This window comes from Paenibacillus sp. fava2 (assembly GCF_058313675.1).
In genome coordinates this window covers 5,401,980-5,427,755 of record NZ_CM177755.1, presented here as the reverse complement: position 1 = coordinate 5,427,755, position 25,776 = coordinate 5,401,980, and the positions used below count along the sequence as shown (strand labels likewise).

Here is a 25,776-nt window from a genome sequence, read left to right as displayed (position 1 = left end):
TTAGGTGGGGAGAAACTGTGCTAGATGTTATCGCGATCGGAGAAGTGTTAATAGACTTTACTCCGGCAGGCCGTTCAGCCGCGGGGAACGGGCAGTATGAATGCAATCCGGGTGGGGCTCCGGCCAATGTGGCCGCTGCACTGTCCCGTCTGGGCGCAAAATCGGCACTCGTCAGCAAGGTTGGAGCGGATTCATTCGGTTCTTTGCTGCACAATACACTGCTGGACAGCGGTGTGGATGTAGCAGGTGTTTCGGTTACGGACGAGGCAAGTACAACCTTGGCCTTTGTTCATCTGGATGAGCAGGGAGACAGATCCTTCAGCTTCTTCCGGAAGCCGGGAGCGGATACCTTTTTACATGCAAAGGACCTCCCGCTGGAGCGGATTGACAGCTGCAAGGCGCTGCATTACGGCTCATTGTCTATGACCCATGAACCTGCACGGACGGCTACCCGGACGGCAGTTCTTAAGGCTAAGGAAGCAGGGGTACTGCTGTCGTTTGATCCGAATATCCGGTTTGCATTATGGGAGAGCAAGGAGGAAGCCAGACAGCATATCTTGTGGGGGCTGAAGTATGCCGATATCCTGAAGATTTCGGAGGATGAGCTTTCTTTTATAACAGGTACAAATGATATTGAAAAAGGTTCTCTGGAGCTTCAGCAGCACTATGATATTACACTCATTGTCGTTACTTTAGCGGAAAAGGGCTGCTATTACCGCCTGGCTGGACAGGACGGGTATGTGCCGGGCTTTAAGGTGAAAGCTATCGATACGACAGGAGCAGGAGATGCTTTTCTGGGCTGCCTGTTATACAAGATTCTCAATACCGGGGGTTCTCTACAGGAGCTGACCACCAGTCAAATCACCAGCATACTGGGTTTCGCCAATGCCGGCGGAGCATTAGTAACAACACGAAAGGGGGCTCTCGGGTCCATGCCTACGACTGATGAGATTAACTGCCTGATGGAGTCCGCCAAAACGGACAATGGCGACCGGTTCAGACCCGGGTTCCACTTTTCACCTCCCGACAACTGGGCGAATGATCCCAACGGATTAGTCTATTATGAGGGAAGCTATCATCTATTCTATCAATATCATCCTTACAGTAATAAATGGGGACCGATGCACTGGGGCCACGCAGTAAGTGAAGACCTGGTTCACTGGGAGCACGCGCCTGTTGCGCTATTCCCGGATGAGCATGGTGCGATTTTTTCGGGCTGCTGTGTAGTGGACTGGAATAATAGCAGCGGTTTATTCGGAGATTCCCAGGGAGGACTCGTGGCGATCTTTACGCATGCCGATACCCATCCGGAGACAGGCCAGCCGCGGCAACGTCAGAGTCTGGCTTACAGCAGCGATAAAGGCCAAACCTGGAAGAAGTATGATGGTAATCCAGTGCTCTCCGAGGATGATCTGATAGACTTCCGGGACCCCAAGGTGTTCTGGCATCAGCAAAGCGGGCGCTGGATTATGGCGATTGTTGCGGGAGACCACGCCCGGTTCTATGCCTCAGATAATTTGCGTGAATGGTCGCTGACTGGTGAGTTCGGCAAGGGAGAAGGCTCCCATGACGGCGTATGGGAATGCCCGGATCTGTTTCAGCTGCCGGTGGATGACAGCGGTCGATCCAAATGGGTGCTTATTATCAGCATTGGTGACAATCCTGATTGTCCCGAGGGATCCCGCACGCAATATTTCATTGGTGAATTCGATGGAAAGACGTTTATTAATGACAACCCGGCCGATCATATCCTGTGGCTGGATTATGGCAGAGATAACTATGCAGGTGTTACCTGGTCGGATATTCCGGAGCAAGACGGCCGCCGTGTCCTTATCGGGTGGATGAGCAACTGGAAATATGCCAACGAGACGCCTACGGGTTCCTGGAGAGGTGCCATGACTCTGCCCCGCGTCCTGTCACTGACAAGCCAGGACGGAAATGTCGTGCTAACGCAAATGCCTGTCCGGGAAATAGAGCAGCTGCGCAAAGAAACGGCGAGCTGGAAGGCTGTCGCCGTTACACCTGAGACTCCGTTTGTACAGCGGACGGATCATAGTCTGCTGGAGATAGAGGCAGAACTGGATGTCCGTTCCGGGGAAGAGGTATATATCCATCTGAAATCCTCCGGACAGGACGAGATCATGATCGGCTACGACCCTGCTAAGGAATGGCTGTTCACCGACCGCTCCCAATCGGGTGTGACTGATTTCCATCCGGCGTTCGCAAGCCGGCACGGTGCCAGTCTGGCCGCGGTGAATGGGCAGCTCAGGCTGCAGCTCTGGCTGGACCGCAATGCGGTTGAGGTGTATGCGGATAATGGCCTGGTTGTGCTGACGGATCAGATTTTCCCTGAGTCTCCTATTGAGCATATTGAGGTAAGGACGCAGTCAGGGCAGGTGGTCGTGAACTCCCTGCAGATTCACAAGCTGGACGCTGTTCAGATTCCATATGTCAGTACAGGGCAGCCAACAAGGAGGAATGAGGCATGAGCAGCTCGGCGGGAGACCGAGGACTAACGAGGTATTGGGCTTTTGATGAAGGGGCCGGAGCAGGTGCGCTGGAGAAAGTCACTGATACGGTGGATAATGTCCATTACGTGTTTAATAATGCGGAGTTTACCGACCCTTGTACTCCGCCATGGAGGCAGGGCGTACAAGGAACCAGTCTCCTCTTCGATGGTTACTCAACCTATATTGAACATTCTGTCCATGGAGAGGCAGAATTTATGGATGCTCTCAGCATCGGGGTATGGGTTGCACCACGAACCTATGAGTGGGGACAGGACGGCAAGCTGGCCGCCATTGTTAACCGGCATAATAAGGATGCTAAGCAGGGTTATCTGCTTGGCATGTTCCGTCACGGCTCCTGGTCCTTCCAAATCGGGCTTGAGGGAGGGGAATGGGCCGAAATTTGGGCGCCGGATGGCTGTGAGCTGCCCAAGAATGAATGGTCTTACGTAAACGCTGTGTTCGACGGGGGGAAGGGTGAACTCAAGCTGTATTTGAACGGCAGTGAAGTGGCCTCTGCTGCCGTGCCTTCCGGCTCCCGGCTGGCGGAAGCGGCGGATACGGATCTGCTCATCGGCAGGAACAATCACAGCAGCAAGCTTGCAGGGGTGTTCAGCCTGCATATGTTCAGCGGGCTTATGGATGAAATGAAGATGTATAGCTGCGCTCTGAGTAACGAGGAAGTAGCCTCTTCTTATCTTGAGGTGATACACGCACATGGAGGCGTCCGGCCGCAAGTCGATTATGATGACATCAGGCTGGGCCGTACTCCACTGCTTGCAGACCGGCACAGACCGCAATATCATGTCAGTCCGCCGGCCCACTGGATGAACGAGCCTCATGCGCCAATCTATTTTGACGGGCGATATCATCTGTTCTATCAGCATAATCCGCAAGGGCCTTACTTCCATCATATTCATTGGGGACATTGGGTAAGTGAAGATCTGGTGCATTGGCGTGATCTTCCTGTGGCCCTGGCACCTGAGAAGGATCAGCTCGCACCCGACGGGATCTGGTCAGGAAGCGCCACTTATGATGCCGACGGCCTGCCTGTCCTGTTCTTTACGGCCGGCAACGACAGTGCTTCACCGAATCAGAGCGTGGCGCTGGCCAGAAGCACGTATTCCGAAGATAAGGACCCTGATCTGGTGAGATGGATCAAACATCCGGAGCCGCTTATTGTACAGCAGAAGGGAATGGGGGCCTTCGGCGATTTCCGGGACCCGTTCGTGTGGAGGGATGAGGACGGCTGGTATGCCCTGGTCGGATCGGGGACGGAAGGCGGAGCCGGAGCAGCGCTCGCATTTACGTCAAAGGACATGCTGAACTGGACGTACAAAGGTTCGTTCTTTGAAGCGGACATTCAGAAGTTCCCTTACCTTGGACCAATCTGGGAGCTTCCGGTGTTCCTTCCTCTGGGCAGTGACAAGCAAGGTGTGAGTAAGCATCTCCTGCTGGTCAGCCCTGTGGGAGCTGGAGCCGATGTTGAAGTGTTCTACTGGATCGGACAGCTGGACAAGCACAATCTGTCATTCATACCGGATCAGGAGGAACCACAGCTCATTGATGTCGGTGATTTCCATTTTACCGGCCCGAGCGGAATGGTAGATCCGGTGACAGGCAGGAATATCGTCTTTACAATCGCGCAGGGTGACCGTACGTCCTTGCTGGAGTATCAGTCCGGCTGGGCTCATAACGGCGGATTGCCGGTAAGTGTGTATTTGCGGGAGGATGGCCGGCTTGGCATTGAGCCGATTCATGAGCTGCAGTCACTGCGGGGTGAGAAGCGGTTATCGCTTCGTGACAAGTCATTAACAGAAGCTAATGACCAGCTGAGGGCTATTCAAGGCGATATGCTGGAGATTCGACTGGAAATGGAGCGGGGCAATGCTGCACAGCTTGGAATCAAGGTCCGGTGTACACCGGATGGAGAGGAAGAAACGCTGCTGTATTATGACTGGAAGGAATCCATGCTTTTGGCCGACCGGACGAAAACGTCACAGCATCCTGAAGAAAAATGCAGCGGGATTCAGGGCGGTAAGCTGGAGCTGTGCGGCGAGAATCTGAAGCTGCATCTCTATCTGGACCGCTCCATGATCGAAGCCTATGCCAACGGACTTAAGAGCCTGACAACCCGGGTATACCCGGGCCGTAAGGATGCCCTGGGCCTTGAGCTCTGGGGAGATGGGGAAGCGTTGGTGAAGTCTGTGGACATTTGGGAGATGAAGTCAATATGGTAACGCGGAGCGCCCAGGCGCTCCTTCCCTCATGGGTACAGCAATTAACGCAACCCAATAGATAGTTATTTGTAAGCGCTTCATTGAATCGAAAATAATGAAGGAGGCTTATTAATGAGGAAAGCTAACCGAAACACATCATGGATCTCCAAAATGGTAGCGGGGGTTATGGTTCTGCAGCTTGCGGCTCCGGGTATTCAAGGCACAGCCGCAGCCGCGGTTGAGAAGGAAGTCGGGGAGGCTGCGGCATCAAGCCCGGCTCCGGGATTATCCGTTACCGGTTCAGTCTATCAGGCACCCAAGCTGGAAGGGAGCTCGTCTGTTACGGATACGGTCTATGAACTTGTAAACCCGGGCTTTGAAACGGGAGACTTAACAGGATGGACCGTTGCCAAAGGAAACGCGTTTGGCCCGGACAGTGTATCCGGGGAGTCCACCTGGTGGGCGGAACAAATCCCGTATAACCAGGAGGGCACTTATCATTTAAACGGCTGGAAGTATAACGAAGGAGAGACAGGGGTGCTCCGGTCCAGTACCTTTGAGCTGGGCGGTAGCGGCTGGATTAGCTTTAAGCTCGGCGGTGCCAAAAATGCTGACAAGGTATATGTGAACATCGTAGAAGCAGATACGGGTCAAGTGATCGCCAGATACGGCAACAGCAAATTTTCAGACGCTGGCTTCCCGAATCCCGCTCAGGGCATGCGGCTTGCGAATATGGAGCAGTATAAGGCCGATCTTTCCGGATATTTGGGCAAGAAGCTGTATGTTGAGATTGTAGATCATGCAACCTCGGACTGGGGATTGATTTTTGCAGATGCCTTCTTTATGTATCATCAATCAGAGCCGGGCGAAGGCACCGTTGCCGTGGATATTAAGCCGGATTTCCAGCGCTACCAAATCATGAATCCGGGCTTTGAAACGGGTGATTTGACCGGGTGGACCGTTGTTGAAGGTGAGGCGTTTGGGCCTGACAGCGTATCTGACGAAACCGTCTGGTGGGCAGAACAAATTCCGTATAACCAGGAGGGCACTTATCATCTAAACGGCTGGAAATACAATGAAGCCGCAACGGGAGTGCTTCGCTCCAGCACTTTTGAGCTAGGCGGAACAGGCTGGATCACCTTTAGATTAGGCGGCGGCAAGCATACGGATCAAGCCTATGTAAGTGTTGTCGATGCGGATACCGGGAACCTGATTGCCAGATACGGCAATAGCGAGTTTAACGATTCCGGCTTCCCGGATCCGGCCCAGGGCATGAGGCTTGCCAATATGGAGCAGTACAAAGCGGACCTGTCCAAGTATATCGGCAAAAGAATCTATATTGAAATTGTTGATCATGCAGTCTCGGATTGGGGAGTGATTTTTGCGGATGACTTCCAGACCTTTAACGAGAGCGTGCCGGATGAAGGGGTGATGGCCGGCAATATCATTCCGACTGAAATTGCGAATCGCAGTTTTGAGACAGGTAACTTTGAGGGCTGGACGGCCAGTGGGGAGGCTTTTCAAGTAACGGATGAAGCTCACGCAGGTAAAGAGGGCAGCTTTTATGCCAAATCCTCCCTCCAGGGACAGGGCTCTATTACCTCAAGCGCCTTCACGCTTCAGGGAACCGGGACGATTAGCTTTAAGGTTGTAGACATTGTGAATCCGGAGAGTGCCTACGTAGGATTGTATGATGCCGGAACGGACGAACTGCTTGAAAAGACCGGGAATACCATCGTAAATCAACAAATTACCTGGAATGTGCATAAGTACTACAACAAGAGCCTTTATATCAAGGTCATTGATTCGTCTGATCAGTCCCGTATTTCCGTTGATGCTTTTCAGGCTAACAATAAGGGCAACATCTTCTATATGGATTTCGATGAAGGCACTGGCAAAAAGGCGCTTGAGCAAGTGAGTACTCTTGAGCATGATGTAAACTACGTGTTTAATAGCGCCAGATATATGGACTCCAAAGATCCAAGATGGACTCCGCGCGGAGTAAAGGGCGGTGCCCTCCTGTTTGACGGGTATTCGAATGATATTGAGGTTAACTCGGAGGAGACCATCCCCGTAAGCGACGCGCTGACGATCGAAGCCTGGGTCGCCCCGCGCAGCTACGAATGGGGAGACGGGAACAAGCTGTCGGCCATTGTGAATCAGTCCGATCAGGACAAGGCGGAAGGCTTCGCGCTTGGCATGTACCGGCATGGGACATGGTCATTTCAGGCCGGAATCGGCGGACAGTGGGTGCAGGTATGGGTTAATGATCATCTGCTTGAGAAATACATGTGGAATTATATTGCTGCCACTTTTGATAAGGGAACTGGAGAAATTAAGCTGTACCTCAATGGAGAGCAGGTTGCCTCTCAGGCAACCCCCATCAATGTTCCGATTACATCATCTACAGCAAGCCTGATGATCGGCAAAAATAATAAGCCAACAAAGTTCGCTGGCCTGTTCTCTTACAATATGTTCAGCGGACTCATTGATGAAGTGAAGCTTCAGAACAAAGCACTCACGGGTCAAGAGATCCTTGCTGAATATGAGAGTGTTAAGATGCTTCACGGCGGCGTGGTTCCGGAAATTCCGGACGGTGATATTGATGAAGACCCGGGTGTGTTTGACGGAGATCAGCACCGTCCGCAGTACCATGCAATGCCGCCGCAGAACTGGATGAATGAAGCGCATGCACCAATTTACTATAACGGCAAATATCATTTATTTTATCAGCATAATCCGCAAGGTCCGTATTGGCATCAAATCCACTGGGGTCATTGGGTCAGTGATGATATGGTGCACTGGGAAAATGTACGGCCTGCACTTGCACCTGAGGCGGGTACGCTTGATCCGGACGGTGCATGGTCAGGCAGCGCGGCTTATGACCGTGACGGAAATCCTGTCCTGTTCTATACCGCGGGCAATGACTCTTTGTCCCCAAATCAAAGAACAGGCCTGGCGACCCCCGCTGATTTGTCTGATCCTAATTTGGAGCAATGGATGAAGTACCCTGAGCCAGTAACGGAGCAGAACGGAAACGGCATTCATAACGAGTTCCGGGATCCGTTCGTGTGGTATGACCAAGAGACAGATAAGTGGTATCAGCTGGTAACCTCCGGTCTGAAAGACTTCAGCAGCGGTACGGCGCTGGTATATGTATCTGATGATATGTACAACTGGGAGTATAAGGGGCCGCTTTACGTCAGTGACAGAAGCCAGTATCCGGAGCTTGGCACAGTATGGGAACTGCCGGTGCTACTCCCGGTAGGCAAGGACAGTGCAGGCCAGCAGAAGTATATTTTCATGATCAATCCGCATGAGAAACCGGAGCAGGTTCCGCCGGCGAATGATGTGCAGCGGGATGTTGAGGTATTTTACTGGATCGGAACGTGGGACCGGGATAATCTCAAATTCATACCTGACCAGGAGGCACCGTCCAAAATTGATGTGGGTGACGGCTACTTAACCGCAGAGAGCGGGATGGTTACCCCTGACGGAAGAACGGTTGTGTTCTCCATGGTGCAGAATGTAAGAACACCACAGGCGGAATATCAGGCTGGATGGGCGCATAACCTGGCGCTGCCGGTTTCCCTGAGCCTGGATGAGCACGATGAATTGCGCATCGAGCCTATTGAAGAATTGCAGAGTCTGCGGGGCAATAAGCTGGTTAATTTGGCAGACAAAAATGTTCAGGCTGCCAATCAGCTGATTAGCAATGTCAAAGGCGACATGCTGGAGATCGTCATGGAGATTGATCCGGGCGAAGCTCAGAAATTCGGCCTTAAAGTACGGCGCTCTGACAACGGTCAGGAAGAAACACTGATTTACTATGACAAGAGCGACAATACATTCAATGTGGACCGGACCAAGAGCAGTATCGACCCGGATGTCCGGGTGGATGGGATTCAGGGCGGGTACGTCGATCTTGACGGAGAGAACCTGAAGCTCCATATTTTCCTGGACCGCTCGGTTGTTGAAGCCTTTGCCAACTACAAGAAAAAGCTGACAACCCGCGTCTACGTAGGCAGATACGATTCCTTGGGTCTGCAGGTCTGGGCGGATGACGATGTTACGGTCAAGTCGATGGAAGTATGGGAGATGAATGCTTTGACAGGTGAACCGGCAGCTCCGGTCGATGTACCTGACAACTGGGACAACTCCGTATATACCGATATTACCGATCTGCCGAATCATGATTTTGCTACAGGTGACTTAACAGGCTGGATTGCAGAAGGGGACGCCTTCCAGGATGTCCATGTGACGGATGCCCAGTTTTTCTGGGATACGATCTACTTCAATCCTTCGCATAAAATACCGGGCGGCTATCATTTGTGGGGCTTCAATGAGGAGGCCGGCGGCGACAGCTTGACGGGAACGCTGCGATCACAGAATTTCATCCTTGGCGGAAACGGCAAGCTTAATTTCCTGGTCAGCGGCGGGCGTGATATTGATAAGCTATACGTTGCACTGGTCCGGGCATCGGACGGCAAAGAGCTCTTTAAAGAGACAGCAACGAATTATGAGGAATATCAGCGGAAAATCTGGGATGCGTCAGCGTATATAGGCGAGGAACTGTACATTAAGGTTGTTGACCAATCCACAGGCGGGTTCGGACATATAAACGTCGATGATTTCAATGTACCGGTTAAGGCGCAAAATGGGGGCGGGCCAACTGACCCAACTGACCCAACCGATCCAACGAACCCAACAGACCCAACAGACCCAACTCCGCCTGTTCCAACCAGTCCGCCGGGTAATCCTGTGATCCCGGGAAGCATGCCGGATAGCCAGAGCACTCAGAGTAGCTTGACTTTCGAACTGGCCAAAGGTGAGCAGCAGGTCCTGTTTCCGGTGACTATGGCAGCAAATGACGGTAAGAATGCCCTGAAGGTTAAGCATGCAGATGTGGAGATTGAGGTTCCTGCAGAAGTTTTAAAGGAATTGCAGGCACTGGTTACGGGCAGCGGATTGGAGCAGGCGCAGATTTCTTTTGAGATGGGGGCATTATCTGCCGAACAAAGCACAAAGCTGCTCACACAAGCCGGAAGCAAAAATCATGCGGACATCTCCGCAGCCGGAGAGATCTATGATTTCAAATTATCTATCGTCAAGGCTGATGGAGCAGTGCTTGAGCTGGAAAGGTTCTCCCAGCCTGTCACAATCAGACTGAGTGCCAATGAGAATTCCCGTGAGGATCTGACTGGCATCTACTACATCGCTGATGACGGCAGCCTGGAGTACATGGGCGGAACCCGTTCGGACGCTAAGTGGACAGCAAAGGTGAGTCATTTCAGTGCATTTGCAGTCCTTACCTGCGATAAAACATTTGAAGATGTGAATGCATCGTATTGGGCTCATGATGTGATTAAAAAGATGGCGGCCAGACAAATGGTCTTAGGTGTCAGTGAAATGGCATTCGCACCTAAGCAAAAGGTAAGCAGAGCTGAGTTCGCTTCCCTGATTACCCGGGCCCTCGGTATAAGAGGGACGAACGCACCTGCATTCAAGGATGTAGACTCCGCCAAATGGTATGCTTCCTCCATTGCCGCAGTGTACGAAGCAGGGATTGTCACCGGAAGAAGCAAAGATAGCTTTGCGCCGGAGGACACCATAAGTCGTGAAGAAATGGCATCCATGATTTACAAAGCATATCTGTTTCATACAGGACAGAAGGCTGCTGGTAATCGTCAAAGTAATTTCAAGGATGCCAGCATGATAAGCGTATGGGCTGCAGATGCAGTGGCTGCCTTACAGGAGCTTGGGTTCGTTGACGGGCGCGGCAATCAGGTGTTTATGCCCCATGAAACGGTGAACCGTGCAGAAAGCGCGCAAATCATCTCGCTGCTGCTGGATGAAGTCAACAAATAAGTTTTAAGAGAAAGCCGGGGAAGCAAGGTGATGTTTGCCTTCGCCATGACTCCGGCTTTCTCTAATGATGCCTATATGCCGGTTTCGCTGGATGAACGATTAGCCATTCAAAATAACGGGAGGAATTATTAATGAAGGAATTTTTCTATCGTCCGGATCATGCATGGGTTGGGGATGTTATTCCCTATTATGAAGACGGAGAGTTTAAGCTGTTCTATCTGCACGGGTGGAGAGACAACGATCAGGAAGGTCTTGATCATGGCTGGCATTTGCTTGGAACGAAGGACTTTGTAAATTATCGGGAAGACGGAGCCTGTAAAATTGAAGGCGGGACTGGGCATATTCTCAAAGTGGACGATGTTTATCACATGTTCTATTGTATTTTTCCAGAAGGAAAACAGTTTGCCTGCCATGCCATCAGTAAGGATCTGCTGACGTGGGAGCCGATTCCTGAAGACACTTTTGGCCCGGATGGCGAAATTTATGAGCTGGCGGACTGGCGTGACCCCTTTGTTTTCTGGAATGAAGAAGAAGAACAATATTGGATGCTGATCGCAGCGCTGGCCAAAGGACCGACGAACCGGAAAGGCTGCACAGGTCTGCTGTCGTCCAAGGATCTTAAGAACTGGGAGTACCGTGAACCGCTGTATGCACCGAACTTGCATGTAGGCGCACATGAATGCCCGGATTTGTTCCGGATGGGAGATTGGTGGTATCTGATTTATTCTTCGTATACGGGGCGTTTCGGTACCTTTTACCGGATGAGTCGTTCCTTGAACGGACCATGGATTACACCGCCAGAGGAAGCCTTCGATGGACGGGCTTATTATGCGGCGAAGTCGGTATCCGATGGATGTAAACGTTATTTGTTCGGCTGGAATCCGACAAAGAACGACGACCTGTTTGGCTGGAATCCGCCTAAAGCTTCTGGTAAAGATTATGATACATGGGATTGGGGCGGCAATCTGGTTGTGCATGAGATCGTACAGCGCCTGGACGGGACGCTTGGGGTAAAAGTTCCGGAAACGATAGACTCTGCCTTTACCAAACAAGTATCCGCGAGCTTTCAGACAATCGCCGGAGATTGGTCAATTACAAATGATGTGCTGCGCAGCGATTCCCCTTATGCCTTTGCCGGCTGCATCACAGAGGAGGAACTGCCCGATCAGTGCAAAATATCTACAATTGTACGTTTCTCGGAATCAACCCAGGGTCTGGGGTTCATGCTTCGTGCAGGTGAGGCTCTTGATTTTGCCTACTATATCACGCTTGAGCCCCAGCGTAGCCGGATTACCTTCCGGGGGCCGATTATGCAGTCTGAAGAAGGAGGGAAAACCTTCCCTTACGAGGTGGAGCTGGAACGTCCGCTCAAGCTGCTGCCCGATCAGGAGTATGAAATGAAGGTATTCGTGGACAACACGATTTGTGAAATCTATATCGGCGGAGATGTGGCGATGAGTGCCAGAATGTACGACATCCGGCAAGGAAAGCTTGCCGTATTCGTCAGTCAAGGTGCAGCGGAGTTAAAACGGGTCAAGATAGAAACGCTATAAGCGTGAAATAAGTGAGCGGCTGGTTCAATATCTTCTGGACGGGCAGCTGCCGGATGGAGGTTGGAATTGTGAATCTCCTCCCAGTCCGATATTCTAAAGTGGTGGTCTTCATATTGATAACTTAAAATCGATATGTCTATAATAAGCGGTATGAAGGGGGGAGCAGACCATTCGCTATTTATACGAATTTATTCAGCATCAGGACGATCTGCCGATGAAGCTCTTCGTGAATTCCGTACAGCATATTGAGTTTCATTGGCATAAGGAAGTTGAGATCCTGTATGTTCTCCATGGCTCAATCAACATGTATCTGGACCAGAAGCAATATACGCTCCAGGAAGATGATATTCTCGTGATCAACAGCATGTCGGTTCACAAGATCGAGCGGACCCATCAGGATAATGTGTTGTTAACCCTGCAGTTCGGACCCGAGCTGCTGCATAATAATGCGTTCATCTCCTGTAACTCTGCCGGTCATTCCGGGCAGGACCAGACGCGGCTGCACAGCATCAAGCATAATCTTGCGCAAATGGTCTGGGAGATTAACAAGAAATCGCCGGGTTATCACAGCTACACGATAGGCAGATTACAGATGCTATGCGGATGTCTGCTGCGATATTTTTCGGACGGGACGAATCCGGCGGTGGCAGAAGGAAGCAAGGACAACGATTATAAAAGACTGAACAGTGTCCTCACATACATCGACCGCCACTATAATGAAAAGATTACGCTGCAGGATATGGCGGATTCCGAGCATTTAAGCCTGCATTATTTTTCCCACTTCTTCACGGATAAAATCGGGATTCCCTTTCAAAAGTATCTGACGCTTATCCGCCTGGAAAAGGCCCAGCTTCAGCTGGCAGAAAGCGATAAGACCATCTCCGAAATTGCCCTGGATTGCGGATTTGCCAACGTGAAGCTGTTCAACAAATATTTCAAGGAAAAATACGGCTGCACGCCGGGCTCCTACCGGGAGGCGTCGCTCGCACCGGAACCGCACCGGCTGAACCTGAACCGCAAGCCCAAAACGTATGAGGAATCCTCAAGCGGAGACTATTATGAGATGGACACGATGAATGCCATAGGGTCACTGTACCGCTATCTGGACGTCAAAACGGATACCGGTCCGTCCGGCGTTCCGCTGTCTGCTGCTCTTGCAGCTGCCCCTGAGCGGATTGAGGTTCGTGCAGACCAGACACCGGCATTTTATAAAAAGCACTGGAATATCATCACGACGGCCGGAAGAGCCGTAGAAGGACTGCGCGAGGATTGGCGGAAGCAGCTGTCTGCCTTGAAGGGAAGCATCCCGTTCCGGTATATCCGGTTTCACGGCATTTTTAATGATGAGATGATGGTATACAGTGAAAATGAAGACGGCACACCGGTCTACAACTGGTCTTATGTGGACAAGCTGTACGATTTTCTTCTGGAGCAGGGAGTCCGGCCGTTCGTTGAATTGAGCTTTATGCCGGGACAGCTGGCGCGGTCCAGAGAAACGCTGTTTTGGTGGAGAGGCAATATCAGTCCGCCGGCAGATCCAGCCAAGTGGGAAGCGCTGGTCAGGGCCTTCATCCGACATTGTCTGAACCGTTACGGACCGGACGAGGTGAAGCAGTGGTATTTCGAAGTGTGGAACGAGCCGGATTTGGCAGGTGTCTGCTGGGCAGGCAGCAAAGAAGAGTACTTCGCCTTTTACGAATCTACCGTTCATGCGATTAAATCGGTGCTGCCGGAGCTGAGAACAGGCGGGCCTGCTATGGGGTACGGCTCGATCTGGAACGATACCTGGGCGGAGGATTTTCTGGCTTACTGCAGCTCGAGGGAAGTGCCGCTCGATTTCTTTTCGTTCCATATTTATTCGGAGTACCCCAAGCTAAAAACGGAAGAAGGCCGTTTGACCCGGATCATGCCCCCGGCATTTTTTAAAGAAAGCATTGACCGTGTACGGCAAAAAATGAAGGCGGCCTCGTACAGTGACGTTGAGCTTCATATTACCGAGTGGAATTTTTCGCTGTACGACCGGAATCTGCTGCACGATACGATGTTTATGGCCCTGTTTGTCATCTACCAGACGATGAATACGCTCGGGGACGTGGAGGCGATGGCCTACTGGTCCTTTACCGATGTGTTTGAAGAAAGCGTCGTTCCCGCATCCCCGTTCTATGGAGGCTTTGGCCTGATCAGCCGCGACGGGCTGAAGAAACCCGGGTATTATGCGTTTGAGCTGATGCAGAAGCTGGGTGACGAGCTGATTACACAGGGGGAAGGTTATACTTTTACCCGAAAAAGCGACGGAAGCCTGCAGTTCCTGTTCTATCACTACGTCCATGTGGATCAGCTGTTTGCGAGCGGAGACTGGTCAGAGCTATCCGGCTCCACCCGTTATGATGTATTTGAGGAAAAAGGCAGCAAGGCCTTTGACATCACGCTAACCCGGCTCGCAGGACCGTATAAATGCACCAGCTATCAGCTGGACCGGGAGCATGGGTCGGTATTCGATGAGTGGATGACTATGGGCGCGCCTGATTTTTTATCACAGGAGGAAATTCTGTATTTAAACAGCAGAAGCGGTCCGGTCATCCGGACAGAGCTTATACAGAAGGAAAACTGGCGCAAAGAAATTGTACTCCCGCCTCATGGGGTGCTGCTGCTCCAGCTCGAAAGGCAGTTTTAATTGAAAATACACTGAGCAAACATCCCTTCTCTGATGAAGGGGTGTTTTTTGTTGTTTATTTTGGATCGAAGCAGACAAGCTAGTACAAGAGGCAGGAAGTAGGCAAAATACGAACCCGGATGCGGCAAGTTACAACAAGAAAACGGTATCATAAAACACTATACTAGGGTTGTATCAGCATCAGCTAAGAGAAAGACAGGGGGAATTTAGATGAAGCGTTTCATGAAGTGGATGACAGAATCGTTTGCACCTAGATTGGAGGCGTTTACGAATAATCTCTGGGTTGCATCCATTCAGGAAGCCATTATGGTGGCGATTCCGATGATTTTTATCGGCTCGATTATCACACTCATTTCAATCTTGAAGGATTTCATTCCGGGGATGCCGGATCTTACACCCATCACGACCTTTAGCTTCGGGCTATTGGGGTTGTTTATTGCTTTTTTAACACCGTATACCGTCATGGAAAAAAGAGAACGTCACAAAATTAAGCTGCTGGCGGGAATGAGCGGGGTCTCCCTCTTCGTGATGCTGCTTAACCCGACCCTAAATGAAGACGGTACCATCCAGTTTATTCTGGAACGGTTTGGGCCTTCGGGGATGATTACGGCACTCCTGGTTGGTGTGTTTGTTGCTCTTGTCATGAATCTGTGCAACAAATTCTCGTTCTTCAAAAAGGGCTCCTCCCTTCCGGAGTTCATTATGGACTGGTTTGATTTTCTCGTGCCGATTGCCCTTATTTTAACTACAGGCTGGGTTCTGGTCTATCAGCTGCATTTCGATATTTTTGCACTGATTGTCAATGTGTTCGAGCCCATCAATGCCATGGGTCAAAGTCTGACCGGCTTTGTATTGTTTAACTTTATCGGCGTGGTGCTGTATTCCTTCGGTGTAAGCCCTTGGGTGATGACTCCGATCTGGTATGCCATCTGGATCCCTGCCATTGAACAGAATGCGGCCCTCGTTGCAGCCGGTCAGGACCCGGTCAATATCAATACGTTCGAAACCTTTTTCTCCGGCTGGCTGGGGATCGGCGGGATGGGCGCTACGCTGCCTTTAGTGGTCTGGTTCCTGCTGGCCCGGTCCAAAAAATTGAAGTCTGTCGGCAAAGCGACAATCCTTCCGTCCTTGTTCAACATTAACGAGCCGGTTGTGTACGGGGCACCGATTGCGTTCAATCCGCTGCTTATGGTGCCGATGTGGATTAACGGGCTGATCACGCCAATTCTCGTGTATATCGTCCTCGATATGGGGCTGGTGCGGATTCCGAGCCAAATCTTCCAGCTGTGGTATACCCCGATCGGGCTGTCTACCTATCTGATGAGCGGATTTAACGGGCTTATCCTGCTGGCGGTCGTTCTGCTGATTGTGTTTGCGGTCTGGTTCCCGTTCTTCAAGCTGTATGATGCCCAGGAGCTGAAAAAGGAACAGGAAAATTAATCTGATAATAAAGGATGGAGCAGCATGAATAAATCACCTGATGAATTGTTGAAGGAATTGACCCTTACCGAAAAAGCCTCGCTTGTTGCGGGACTGAATATGTGGATGACCAAAGGGATCGAGCGGCTAAATATCCCGCCAGTTCATATGTATGACGGAACCAACGGGATTCGCAAGACGAACAGTAATGAAGAGATGGGAATCACCACGGAAAATGTACCGGCTACCTGTTACCCGACAGGCTCTGCGATCGGCTCTTCCTGGAATACAGCATTGCTGCATGAGGTAGGCGTGGCGCTTGGACGGGAGTCCAAGACGATGGAGGTAGAGCTGCTGCTCGGTCCGGGCGTCAATATGAAAAGAACACCGCTTGGCGGAAGAAATTTTGAATATTATTCGGAGGATCCCTGCTTGACGGGCGAGCTTGGCGCAGCCTTCATTAACGGTATTCAAAGCGAAGGTGTCGGAGCCTCCGTCAAGCACTTTGCAGGCAACAACCAGGAGTTCGAGAAAATGGTGACCAGCTCGGAAATCGATGAGCGGACGCTGCGTGAAATATACCTGAGCGCCTTTGAACGGATTATTAAGAAATCCGATCCCTGGACGGTCATGTGCTCCTATAACCTGCTGAATGGAACCTATACCAGCGAGAATGAGCATCTGTTAAACGATATTCTCAGAGAAGAGTGGGGCTACGACGGTGTTGTCCTGTCCGACTGGACAGCCGTCAATGACCGGATACGCGGGCTAAAGGCCGGACTTGACCTTGAAATGCCGGGCCCTGCCCACTACAATGCCAAAGCCATAGTAGAAGCGGTTCAGGACGGGAAGCTTTCCGAAGAGCAGCTGGACAAGAGTGTGAGCCGTATCCTGAAGCTGGTTGAACGGGTTACCGGAAACAAAGCTGCTGAAAAAGAGGATGCAGATTATCATACGCTGGCCCGTAAAGCGGCGGCCGAAAGCATCGTGCTGCTGAAGAACGATAACGCGATTCTCCCGCTGCGGCCGGAAACGGCTTCGTCGATTGCGGTAATCGGACGGTTTGCGAAGAAGCCGAGAATTCAGGGCGCCGGCAGTGCCAAGGTGACCCCTACCAGAGTCGATATCCCGTTGGAGGAAATCAAAGAGCTGGCAGGTAGTCTAGCCACGGTGAGCTATACAGCCGGATACCCGGAAGATGATTCTGTGAATGAAGAGCTTATTCAGGAGAGTGTAACACTGGCCAAGAACGCCGATGTGGCGGTACTGTTCGTAGGCCAGCCGGAATATGCCGAATCGGAAATGCATGATTTGAAGGGCATCGAGCTTCCGGAGCACCAGGTCAAGCTGATTCAGGCGGTTGCCGCTGTTCAGCCAAAATGTATCGTGATAACCAGCAGCGGCTCGGCACTGGTCATGCGTCCATGGGTACAGCATGTTCCTGCTGTCATCCATTCCTGGCTGTCGGGTCAAGGCATGGGCAGATCCATAGCCGAGGTATTGTTCGGTTACACCAATCCTTCAGGCAAACTGTCGGAGACCTTCCCTGTGAAGCTGTCGGATAATCCTTCGCATATGCGGATTCGCGGAGAGAACGGCAAGCTGTATTACCGCGAAGGACTGTTCGTGGGTTACCGCTACTATGACCGTAAGGAACTGGCGCCGCAATTCCCGTTCGGACACGGATTGTCCTACACTACCTTTGCCTATACAGATCTGGAAGTGGTGCAGCACGAGAGTTGCGTCACAGTATCTTTTCAACTCACCAATACAGGCAAGCACAGAGGGAAAGAAGTCGTACAGCTGTACGTACACGATGAAGAATGCAAGTGGACCCGCCCGGAGAAGGAGCTGAAGGCCTTTGCCAAGGTGGAGCTTGATCCGGGCGAACAACAGACGATTGTCTTTGAGCTGGAGGAGAGAGATTTTTCATACTTCAATACCAAGTACAACCGCTGGGTCGCAGACACAGGATATTTTCAGATTCTGCTGGGCAGCTCGTCCAAGGACATCCGGATTACGGGAAGATTGCACTGTGACTTCGGTAAGGAAGAAATCACGTTCCACAAATTCAGCCTTCTCAGCGAATGGGTGAGTGATCCCGCCGCAAAAGCCGTATTGGAAGATTGCCTGAATGAAATGAATGAGCATGTCACAGACAAAGTATATCTTAACGAGGAGTTTGTCGGCTTCTGGGAGGACTTCCCGATGATAAAGGTCTTCCAGATGTTCGGCCAGACCTGGATGAACGAGCGCTCACCGGATCAGGTGATTCAGGAGCTTATTGAACGGGTTGAGCGGTTGCGGACTTATTAACTATATATTTATATTGAGAAGAACGACTATGCCTGTGTTGGCGTGGTCGTTCTTTTTTTAGTTTAATAAGCCTTGGCTGTTTGTTTTTTAAAATAAAAAAAGTACGCAGCTAGCGTACTTTTCAAATAAAGCTAAGTCGTTTCCCGCTCAATCAGCTCGACCGGAAGAATGTTTTCGTGAACAAGCGGCTCGGAGCTCATCTGCTGCTGAATTAGATTTACGGCCATACGCCCCATATCCTCAATAGGCTGCCTGACTGTAGTGATGCCAGGTGAGGACCAGGACGCCAGACTGACGTCGTCGTAGCCGACAATTTTTATTTGGCCGGGAACGGTTTTGCCCAGCTGTCTGCATTTTCTGATTACATGGCCTGCAATAATGTCACTGGTGGCGAATACACCGTCCAGATCAGGGTGGTCCGCAAACATATTCGTTATTAGGTACTCGTACTCTTCCCGGTCAAACACATTCATCTTGGTTTCAAGAATGACCGTTTCGATTCCTGCCTTTTTTACAGCCGACATGAAGCCTTCCGTTCTGAGATTGGATAGCATATCCAGAGACTGGTTCCCGCAAATATGGACAAGCTTCCGGCAGCCTTTGCTGATCAGCAATTCCGCTGCCAGGCGGCCTCCCAGCTCATTATCCGATGCAACATACGGAAATCCTGTGATCAGGCGGTCAACGGTTACAATCGGATAACTCAGATTAAGGTAGCTTTCTGTATCCAATGTATGGCTTCCCATTATGATCCCGTTGACCTGGTTGCCTTTCATCATTTTCAGGTATTCCCGCTCCTTGGCCGGATCCAGCTGTGAGTTGCACAGAAGCAGTTTGCAGCCTTGCTCATATGCATATTGCTCTACTGCGTAGGCGAACTCTGCAAAAAAGGGATGAGAAACATTGGGAATGATTAAGCCGATGACGTTTGATTGTTTGCTCAGCAGGGAGCGGGCAAGATCGTTGGGCTGGTAGTTAAGCTCTTCCATCGTTTCATGAACAATCTGCCTGGTTTTCTGACTGATGTATCCCCGGTTGTTCAGTACCCGGGAGACGGTAGTGACTGACACTCCTGCTCTCTTCGCTACATCGTGTATGGTTGCCATATATTGTCCTCTACATTTCTATTGTTAATCAGACAGTATATTCAATCACGCTGTTAGTATCATCAATGTATTGAATAGTGGTTCGCTTGGTATTAAGATCAACGAACAGTTCGCAATAGTTGTCATTATAATCCCAGCGCAGCCTGACTTCTTCCGTTGATGATACCTTAACTTCAAACTTACCGTCAAATGCCGCATAGCTGTTACGGAACCGGATAAGCTTTAAAAGCCGCTGAACGACAGGTTTTTGCAAGGATTGGTCGATTTCATCAAGGGTATAGTTGTGACGGTTAATCTCACGGCCGTCTCCGGTTGCTTCTGCCCGTTCATAATCATTTTCACCGGCAAGCAGTCCTACATAATATACCTGCGGAATACCCGGAGCAAAAAATTGAATGGCTCTTGCAGCAAGGTAAGCATCATCATCGCTATCCAGAACAGAATAATAGGTACAGCGGATTTGATGGACATCGAAGCCATCCTCACCCTTATGCTCCTCCGACAGAATCAGGCTCAGATTAGAGCCTCTCTCTAAACAGATGTCTACGAGCTTTTTCGCCTCTCCCGTATCAAGCAGACCGTCCAGATCGGGTTTGACAGGAATACCGTCATGACAATCGAGCATTGTGAACTGTTTGGCAGGCCGGGTCTGCAAATAATCGCACAGTGCAGCGCTGGACTGGTTGGTTAAGGCTTCCAGAATGCGGTACGGTAATATAAAATCATAAATCCAATAACCGTGCTCTGCCAGTTTGTACTGAATATAGTGGTGGGAGTGCACCTCTGGAAGAAGCTCAATGTCTAAGGATTGGGCAAGCTCCATGATCCAGTCGAGAAAATCATAAACATCCGGTTCAACAAAGAAACAGCTGGTGCCCAGCTTCTTAATAACGTATCCGACTGCATCCAGACGGACAATTTTGATATTATATTTTTTGAAGTTCCGGAAGAATGAGGCCAGGAGCTGTTTGGTCATTTCCGAGCGGATGTCCAGGTCAATCTGTTCTGAAGGGTCTGTTTTTCCAAAAGTAGTCCATACGCTTTCCTCTATCCCACTATCTTCAATCCGGAAGGTGGAGTAGGGGAGGGGTCTGCGCAAAAACATCTTGTCTATATCTTCCTGCACCGGCTGCCCGTCTTCCCACAGCTTATCCAGGGTGAGGAACAGGTCTGAATATTGTGAGCTGCGGCCGGACTTCAGGAAGTCCTGGAAATATTCCGATTTCTGCGAAATATGATTGACCATCAAATCAACGAGGACATCAAATTGTTCTCCGATCTCCCGGATATCATCCCATGTTCCGAACCTCTGATCAATTTCGAGGTAAGTAAGCGGCGCAAAACCTCTGTCGCCTGAAGAAGGGAATGGAGGGAGAATATGCACGCCGCCTTTAAAAACTTCAGCGAACCGGGAATAAAGCACCTCCTTCAGAGCCTTTAAGTCTCCGCCCAGTGAGTCGGGATACGTTATCAATTGAACCTGATTTTTTAATGACATGATTAATCCTCCTAAATTTGGTATAAAGAGCCGATGACCTCAAGTCTGGGCAAATCTGCTACAGCTCCTGCAGATTGTAATTTAAAAGCACTCACAGCGAGTCCCATACGAACAGATTCACGAAGGGTCAATCCCTTTATAATGCCTGCATACAATCCTGACCAAAAAGCATCTCCGGCTCCGGTGGTATCCACTACTTCTGTTGCCAATGAAGGAAATGCCTCGCTAGTTCTGCCGTTGGACACCAACGCACCGTCCTTGCCTAAGGTCAAAATCACCAGTTTGGCTCCCAGCTCAAGAAATTGCTCAATATACGATTCGGGTGAACCTTTGCCGAACAGGCGCTCAGCATCATCTTCAGAGGGTTTAATAATATCGCTTTTTGCAATAAATGATTTGACATAGCTGATCCCGTCTTCTCCTGCTTCCCACAGCTTTTCATGATAATTAGGGTCAAAGCAAATGAGCATCCCGTTGTCCTGTGCAATGCCAATCGCTTTTTCAAGAGTCTGGCGGGCAGGTGCTCTGGAGATTGGCCAGCAGGAAAAATGCAGGATCTTGGAATGTTTAAGCCGTTGTTCGAGTTCTGTGGTGTAGGCAAGCTTATAATCTGCCCCCCTGTAAAAAATGGGTACGGGTGTCGATTTGCTTTTTGTCAGCATTACCATACTCGTAGCCTCTTGTACAGTTTGAATGGAGTCCGTGTTCATTCCTGCCTGTTGCAGCTGCTGTTTAAGAAAAGCTCCCAGACTGTCTTCTCCGACCGTTGATGCTACTGCTGCACGGATTCCGAGTTTTGTTGCATTCATTGCGATGTTTGAGGGGGATCCGCCAAAAAATCTCTGATAAGTGCCGCCTGAAGCATCCTCGTCATACGTAGTTGATATCAGATCAACAAGAATTTCTCCGATGGCTAACAGGTCATAACTTTTCGGCTGGAAATTGACTTTTTCATTTAAATTGAGCATATAGCTCCTCCCTGAAGCAATAGTAGAAGATTAGCCTTATTGTATATGTCAAAGGTTTGACATGTCAATCGTTTGACATATAAATCAGAGCATTTAGTCAACCCATACAAATTATAGTGCTTTCCTTGAAAAGTATAGATGTTACCCTCTTTTTGATAAAGGCTCTGGTCATAGAAGCATTGTTGAGGTTAGCATAAAAGAAAGATAACCCACTATACCCGATAGAGAGGTGCTGGCAATGTTTTCTGCGCTTATAGTTGACGATGAATTGTTTGTGCGTAAGGGATTGATCAAAATGATTGACTGGGAGCGCAGCGGATATGTAGTGACCGGAGAGGCCGACAACGGAGAGGATGCGCTGGCTATGATCCGCGAGCACAAACCTGATCTGGTGGTTACGGATATCCGGATGCCGGTTATCGACGGGATTGGCCTGATTCGTGCCGCTGTGCTTGAAAAGCTGGATACGGAGTTTATTATTGTCAGCGGATATAATGAGTTCGAGTATGCCCGGCAGGCTGTGCGCTACGGTGCTTTTGATTATGTGCTCAAGCCGATTGACCAGGAGGACTTCGAGAAGACACTCGGCAAGCTAAAGGAGCGGCTGGAGGAAAAAGAACGGCTTAAGGCCCGTACCCAGGTCGGTCTGGACCAGAGCCGGGTTGAAGCGCTGATCCGGGGAGAGGAGGGCATGCTGGACGATGCTGCCTGGAAGGCTCCATGGGAAGGTGAAGCCGTACAGACGTTCACCTACGCCCTGCTTGAATGGAACGATATTCTTCCCTGGAACGGGTATGTACTGCCGGCCAAGGATATGCTGCGCAAGGGCATCCGCGAAGCTGTGCATACAGCCTCGGGAACGGTGTTTGAGCCTGTACTGTATGAGCATCACCAGACGTACGGCCTGCTCGTGCCTGATCTGTATGCCCGTTCCTTCGGCGGGGATGTCAGCGCGTTTCTAACGGAGCTTGCCGGTCTGATCCGCACAGCCTTTTCCTGTCCGTTCCGTATTTACGCCGGGCCCGGTGTTCCTTCATTAAAGGATATAAAACATTCCTATCTCGGAGCCAAGGAAGTCCAGCAGCATAAATATCTCCTGCCGGCGCATTCCGTCATTGCGTATGAGGATATTTCGGGCAGAGCGCTGAATTACCGGCATTTGGAGGATGAAATGTACCGTAAGCTGATTGATGCGGTAGAAGAGAACGATCCGGAGATGCTGGCTGAACAAATAAACCATCTGTTTCAATTCATGCAGGAAAAAAGCTTCTCGCCGGAGGCGATGAAGGCGGCAGTCACCCAATGTGTGTTGGGCATCCTGAAATCGATCCAGACCCTGGAGGGTGACGAAAAGGAACTGATTTATCTGGAGGCGGCGGTAGGCTGGTATGACCGGAACATCACGCTGGGGGAAATTACGCGCATCTTTACGCTGTTTGCCCATGAAGCGGCCGGACTTCTGGGGCGGCTCAGCCAGAACCAGTGCAAGGGCGGTATCCAGAAGATCAAATGCTACGTCGACGAGCATTATCATGAATCGATTACGTTAAAGGAGATCGCTGCCCGGTTTTATATGAATTCTGCCTATCTGGGCCAATTATTCAAGAAAACCTACGGAAGCTATTTCAATGAATATCTGCAGCAGCTACGCATAACGGAAGCCAAACGCCTGCTCCGGCAAAGCGATTTGCGGATCTATGAAATTGCCCAGAAGATCGGATTCAGCAACGCTGATTATTTTGTTACCCAGTTTGAAAAGCTGGAGCAAATGACACCGACCGAGTACCGGAACCGCATTATCAGCCGGTAAGCCGAATGAGGAGGAGGAGAGGAAGAAAGTGGACAGGCTGCTCAATCATATTAAGATGCGCAACAAAATGCTGTTGATCTATTTTCTGTGCGTGTTTATTCCAATCGTGCTTACCAATATTCTGTTCTACAATGCCATTACAGAAAATGTGCGAAATCAGCGGATTCGTGATATCGACCGGACCATCGAGCAGATCAGCAACGATTTCCGCGAGCAGGTTGATAATGCGGTAGGATTGTCTTCCTTTTTCTATGCCGATTTAAGCACGAATGAAATTCTGGACCGGAACTTTGCGAATGCGGCCGATTATCTGGAGGTTTACGACTCGTATTTACGGCGGATGCTTAACAACTATACCCCGCTATCCTTCTCATTACAGAATGTGACGATTTATGTAGACAATGATACCTTATTACACTCGGGAAATATCGGCTACCTGTCGGATGAATTGAGAGAGGAACCGTGGTACAGGCAGGCTTTGGCCAATGACACCTCCCATCCGATCTTTACCCGGACCGAAAGCGAAAGCGGCCGGTTTCAAGAATTCTCGCTGATCCGGAAGATGGATTATTACTCTGGAAGGCTGAACAAGGAGAAGGTCGTCAAAATCGATTTCAAGACCATCGACATCGGCGAAATCTTTAATAATCTGAATATGCAGGGGGCTGTCTATCTGCTGAATCCCTCAGGAGACATCGAGTATACCACTGATTCCTCCATCGACTGGAAGACGTCAGACAAGACAGCCTTCAGTACGATCCGCTCCAGCGACCGGATCAAATTCTCAAGCCGGTACAGCGGAGTAAGCTATCTGGAAGGCTGGAGTATCGTCGGAACGGTGGACGAGAACGAAGTGATCCGGGAGGTGAGGAAATCCCGTGACTTCATTCTTATATCCGCCTGTCTGATGATGATTCTCCCTACCTTCGTTATTGTCATTATCACCCGGTCCTTCAATGTCCGCATTGTCAAAATCCTGAAACAAATGAAGAAGGTGCGCAGCCAAAATTTCGAGGTGATTCCGGTTACTGACTTCCGGGATGAAATCGGCCAGCTCAGTCTGGGCTTCAACCGGATGATTCTGCAGATCAAATCCCTGATAGATGATGTATACATAGCCGAGATCCAAAAGAAATCACTGGAGCTGGAGCGCAGCAAGGCGCAGCTTAATGCGCTGCAAAGCCAGATCAATCCGCATTTTCTGTTCAATGCGCTGGAGACGATCCGGATGCGCAGTCTTCTGAAGGACGAGAACGAAACGGCGGCCATGATTCACAGCATGGCGAAGATTTTCCGCAGCTCGCTCACCTGGAACAAAGATATGATTACAGTCCGGGAAGAGCTGGAATTTATCATCTGTTTCCTTGATATCCAGAAATACCGCTTCGAGGACCGGATTGACTATTCGCTTGATGTACAGCCGGAGGCGTATGCCTGCAAGCTGCCCAAGATGCTGTTCCTGCCTTTTGTGGAGAATGCCAGTATTCACGGTCTCGAGCCTTTAAAGCAGGGCGGACGAATCCATATTACCATCACTATGCAGGACCGGAATCTGATTTTTACAATCAGGGATAACGGGACAGGGATGAACGAGAGGCAAATCGGCAAGCTGTACAGCTACCTTGAAACCAATGAAATCATGGGCGAACGGATCGGGATTCAAAATGTAATCTACCGCGCCAAATTGATATACGGTGCAGGGTTCCATTTTACGGTGAACAGCGCTCCCGGACAGGGAACAGAGATCGAGCTGAGGATTCCAAGATTACCCGATTCAGGTGAAAAGGAACAATAATTTCTACAGTACGGTCTATATTCTTGAGGGTAATCAGGAAATG

12 protein-coding genes are annotated in these 25,776 nt (G+C 50.3%); 9 read left to right on the top strand and 3 right to left on the bottom strand.

The features are described 5' to 3' along the window. Positions 1-17 precede the first annotated feature (17 nt). The 7 genes from AC4G46_RS23840 to AC4G46_RS23810 all read left to right on the top strand — a co-directional run bounded on the left by AC4G46_RS23840 (position 18) and on the right by AC4G46_RS23810 (position 18,556). Entirely contained in the window at positions 18-2,489 is a 2,472-nt protein-coding gene (locus AC4G46_RS23840) for a PfkB family carbohydrate kinase (protein WP_491124906.1), read from the top strand. Beyond that, on the top strand, positions 2,486-4,747 hold the full coding sequence (locus AC4G46_RS23835; RefSeq protein ID WP_491124905.1) for a GH32 C-terminal domain-containing protein: 2,262 nt from the start codon (positions 2,486-2,488) through the stop codon (positions 4,745-4,747). Before AC4G46_RS23840 ends, AC4G46_RS23835 begins: the two co-directional genes overlap by 4 nt. Before the next feature lie 111 nt (positions 4,748-4,858). After that, complete coding sequence (locus tag AC4G46_RS23830; protein ID WP_491124904.1) at positions 4,859-10,594, top strand: S-layer homology domain-containing protein; 5,736 nt, start codon at positions 4,859-4,861, stop codon at positions 10,592-10,594. Between the two features lie 131 nt (positions 10,595-10,725). Continuing rightward, positions 10,726-12,147: a GH32 C-terminal domain-containing protein gene (locus AC4G46_RS23825; protein WP_491124903.1), complete on the top strand. Its 1,422-nt coding sequence runs from the start codon at positions 10,726-10,728 to the stop codon at positions 12,145-12,147. Positions 12,148-12,361: 214 nt separating this feature from the next. Beyond that, positions 12,362-14,821 (top strand): GH39 family glycosyl hydrolase, encoded by a 2,460-nt coding sequence (locus tag AC4G46_RS23820; protein WP_491124902.1) that lies wholly within the window; start codon positions 12,362-12,364, stop codon positions 14,819-14,821. A gap of 210 nt (positions 14,822-15,031) precedes the next feature. After that, a complete protein-coding gene (locus AC4G46_RS23815) occupies positions 15,032-16,261 on the top strand; it encodes a PTS sugar transporter subunit IIC (protein ID WP_039875826.1) in 1,230 nt (409 codons plus the stop codon). Between the two features lie 24 nt (positions 16,262-16,285). Beyond that, positions 16,286-18,556 (top strand): beta-glucosidase family protein, encoded by a 2,271-nt coding sequence (locus tag AC4G46_RS23810; protein ID WP_491124901.1) that lies wholly within the window; start codon positions 16,286-16,288, stop codon positions 18,554-18,556. A 131-nt stretch (positions 18,557-18,687) separates the two neighbouring features. On the opposite strand, the gene AC4G46_RS23805 is transcribed toward AC4G46_RS23810, so the two are convergent. From AC4G46_RS23805 to AC4G46_RS23795, 3 genes are read right to left on the bottom strand one after another with little or no spacing between them, the layout of a single operon-like run. Continuing rightward, positions 18,688-19,662, bottom strand: coding sequence for a LacI family DNA-binding transcriptional regulator (locus AC4G46_RS23805; RefSeq protein ID WP_491124900.1), 975 nt, complete (start codon positions 19,660-19,662; stop codon positions 18,688-18,690). A 28-nt stretch (positions 19,663-19,690) separates the two neighbouring features. Next, positions 19,691-21,160: a sucrose phosphorylase gene (gene gtfA, locus AC4G46_RS23800; protein WP_491124899.1), complete on the bottom strand. Its 1,470-nt coding sequence runs from the start codon at positions 21,158-21,160 to the stop codon at positions 19,691-19,693. 11 nt (positions 21,161-21,171) lie between these two features. After that, positions 21,172-22,128, bottom strand: coding sequence for a carbohydrate kinase family protein (locus AC4G46_RS23795; RefSeq protein WP_491124898.1), 957 nt, complete (start codon positions 22,126-22,128; stop codon positions 21,172-21,174). 238 nt (positions 22,129-22,366) lie between these two features. On the opposite strand from AC4G46_RS23795, the gene AC4G46_RS23790 reads away from it, so the two are divergent. Both AC4G46_RS23790 and AC4G46_RS23785 read left to right on the top strand, forming a co-directional pair. After that, on the top strand, positions 22,367-23,938 hold the full coding sequence (locus AC4G46_RS23790; protein WP_491124897.1) for a response regulator transcription factor: 1,572 nt from the start codon (positions 22,367-22,369) through the stop codon (positions 23,936-23,938). A gap of 28 nt (positions 23,939-23,966) precedes the next feature. Then, a complete protein-coding gene (locus AC4G46_RS23785; protein WP_491124896.1) occupies positions 23,967-25,733 on the top strand; it encodes a sensor histidine kinase in 1,767 nt (588 codons plus the stop codon). Positions 25,734-25,776: the final 43 nt, after the last annotated feature.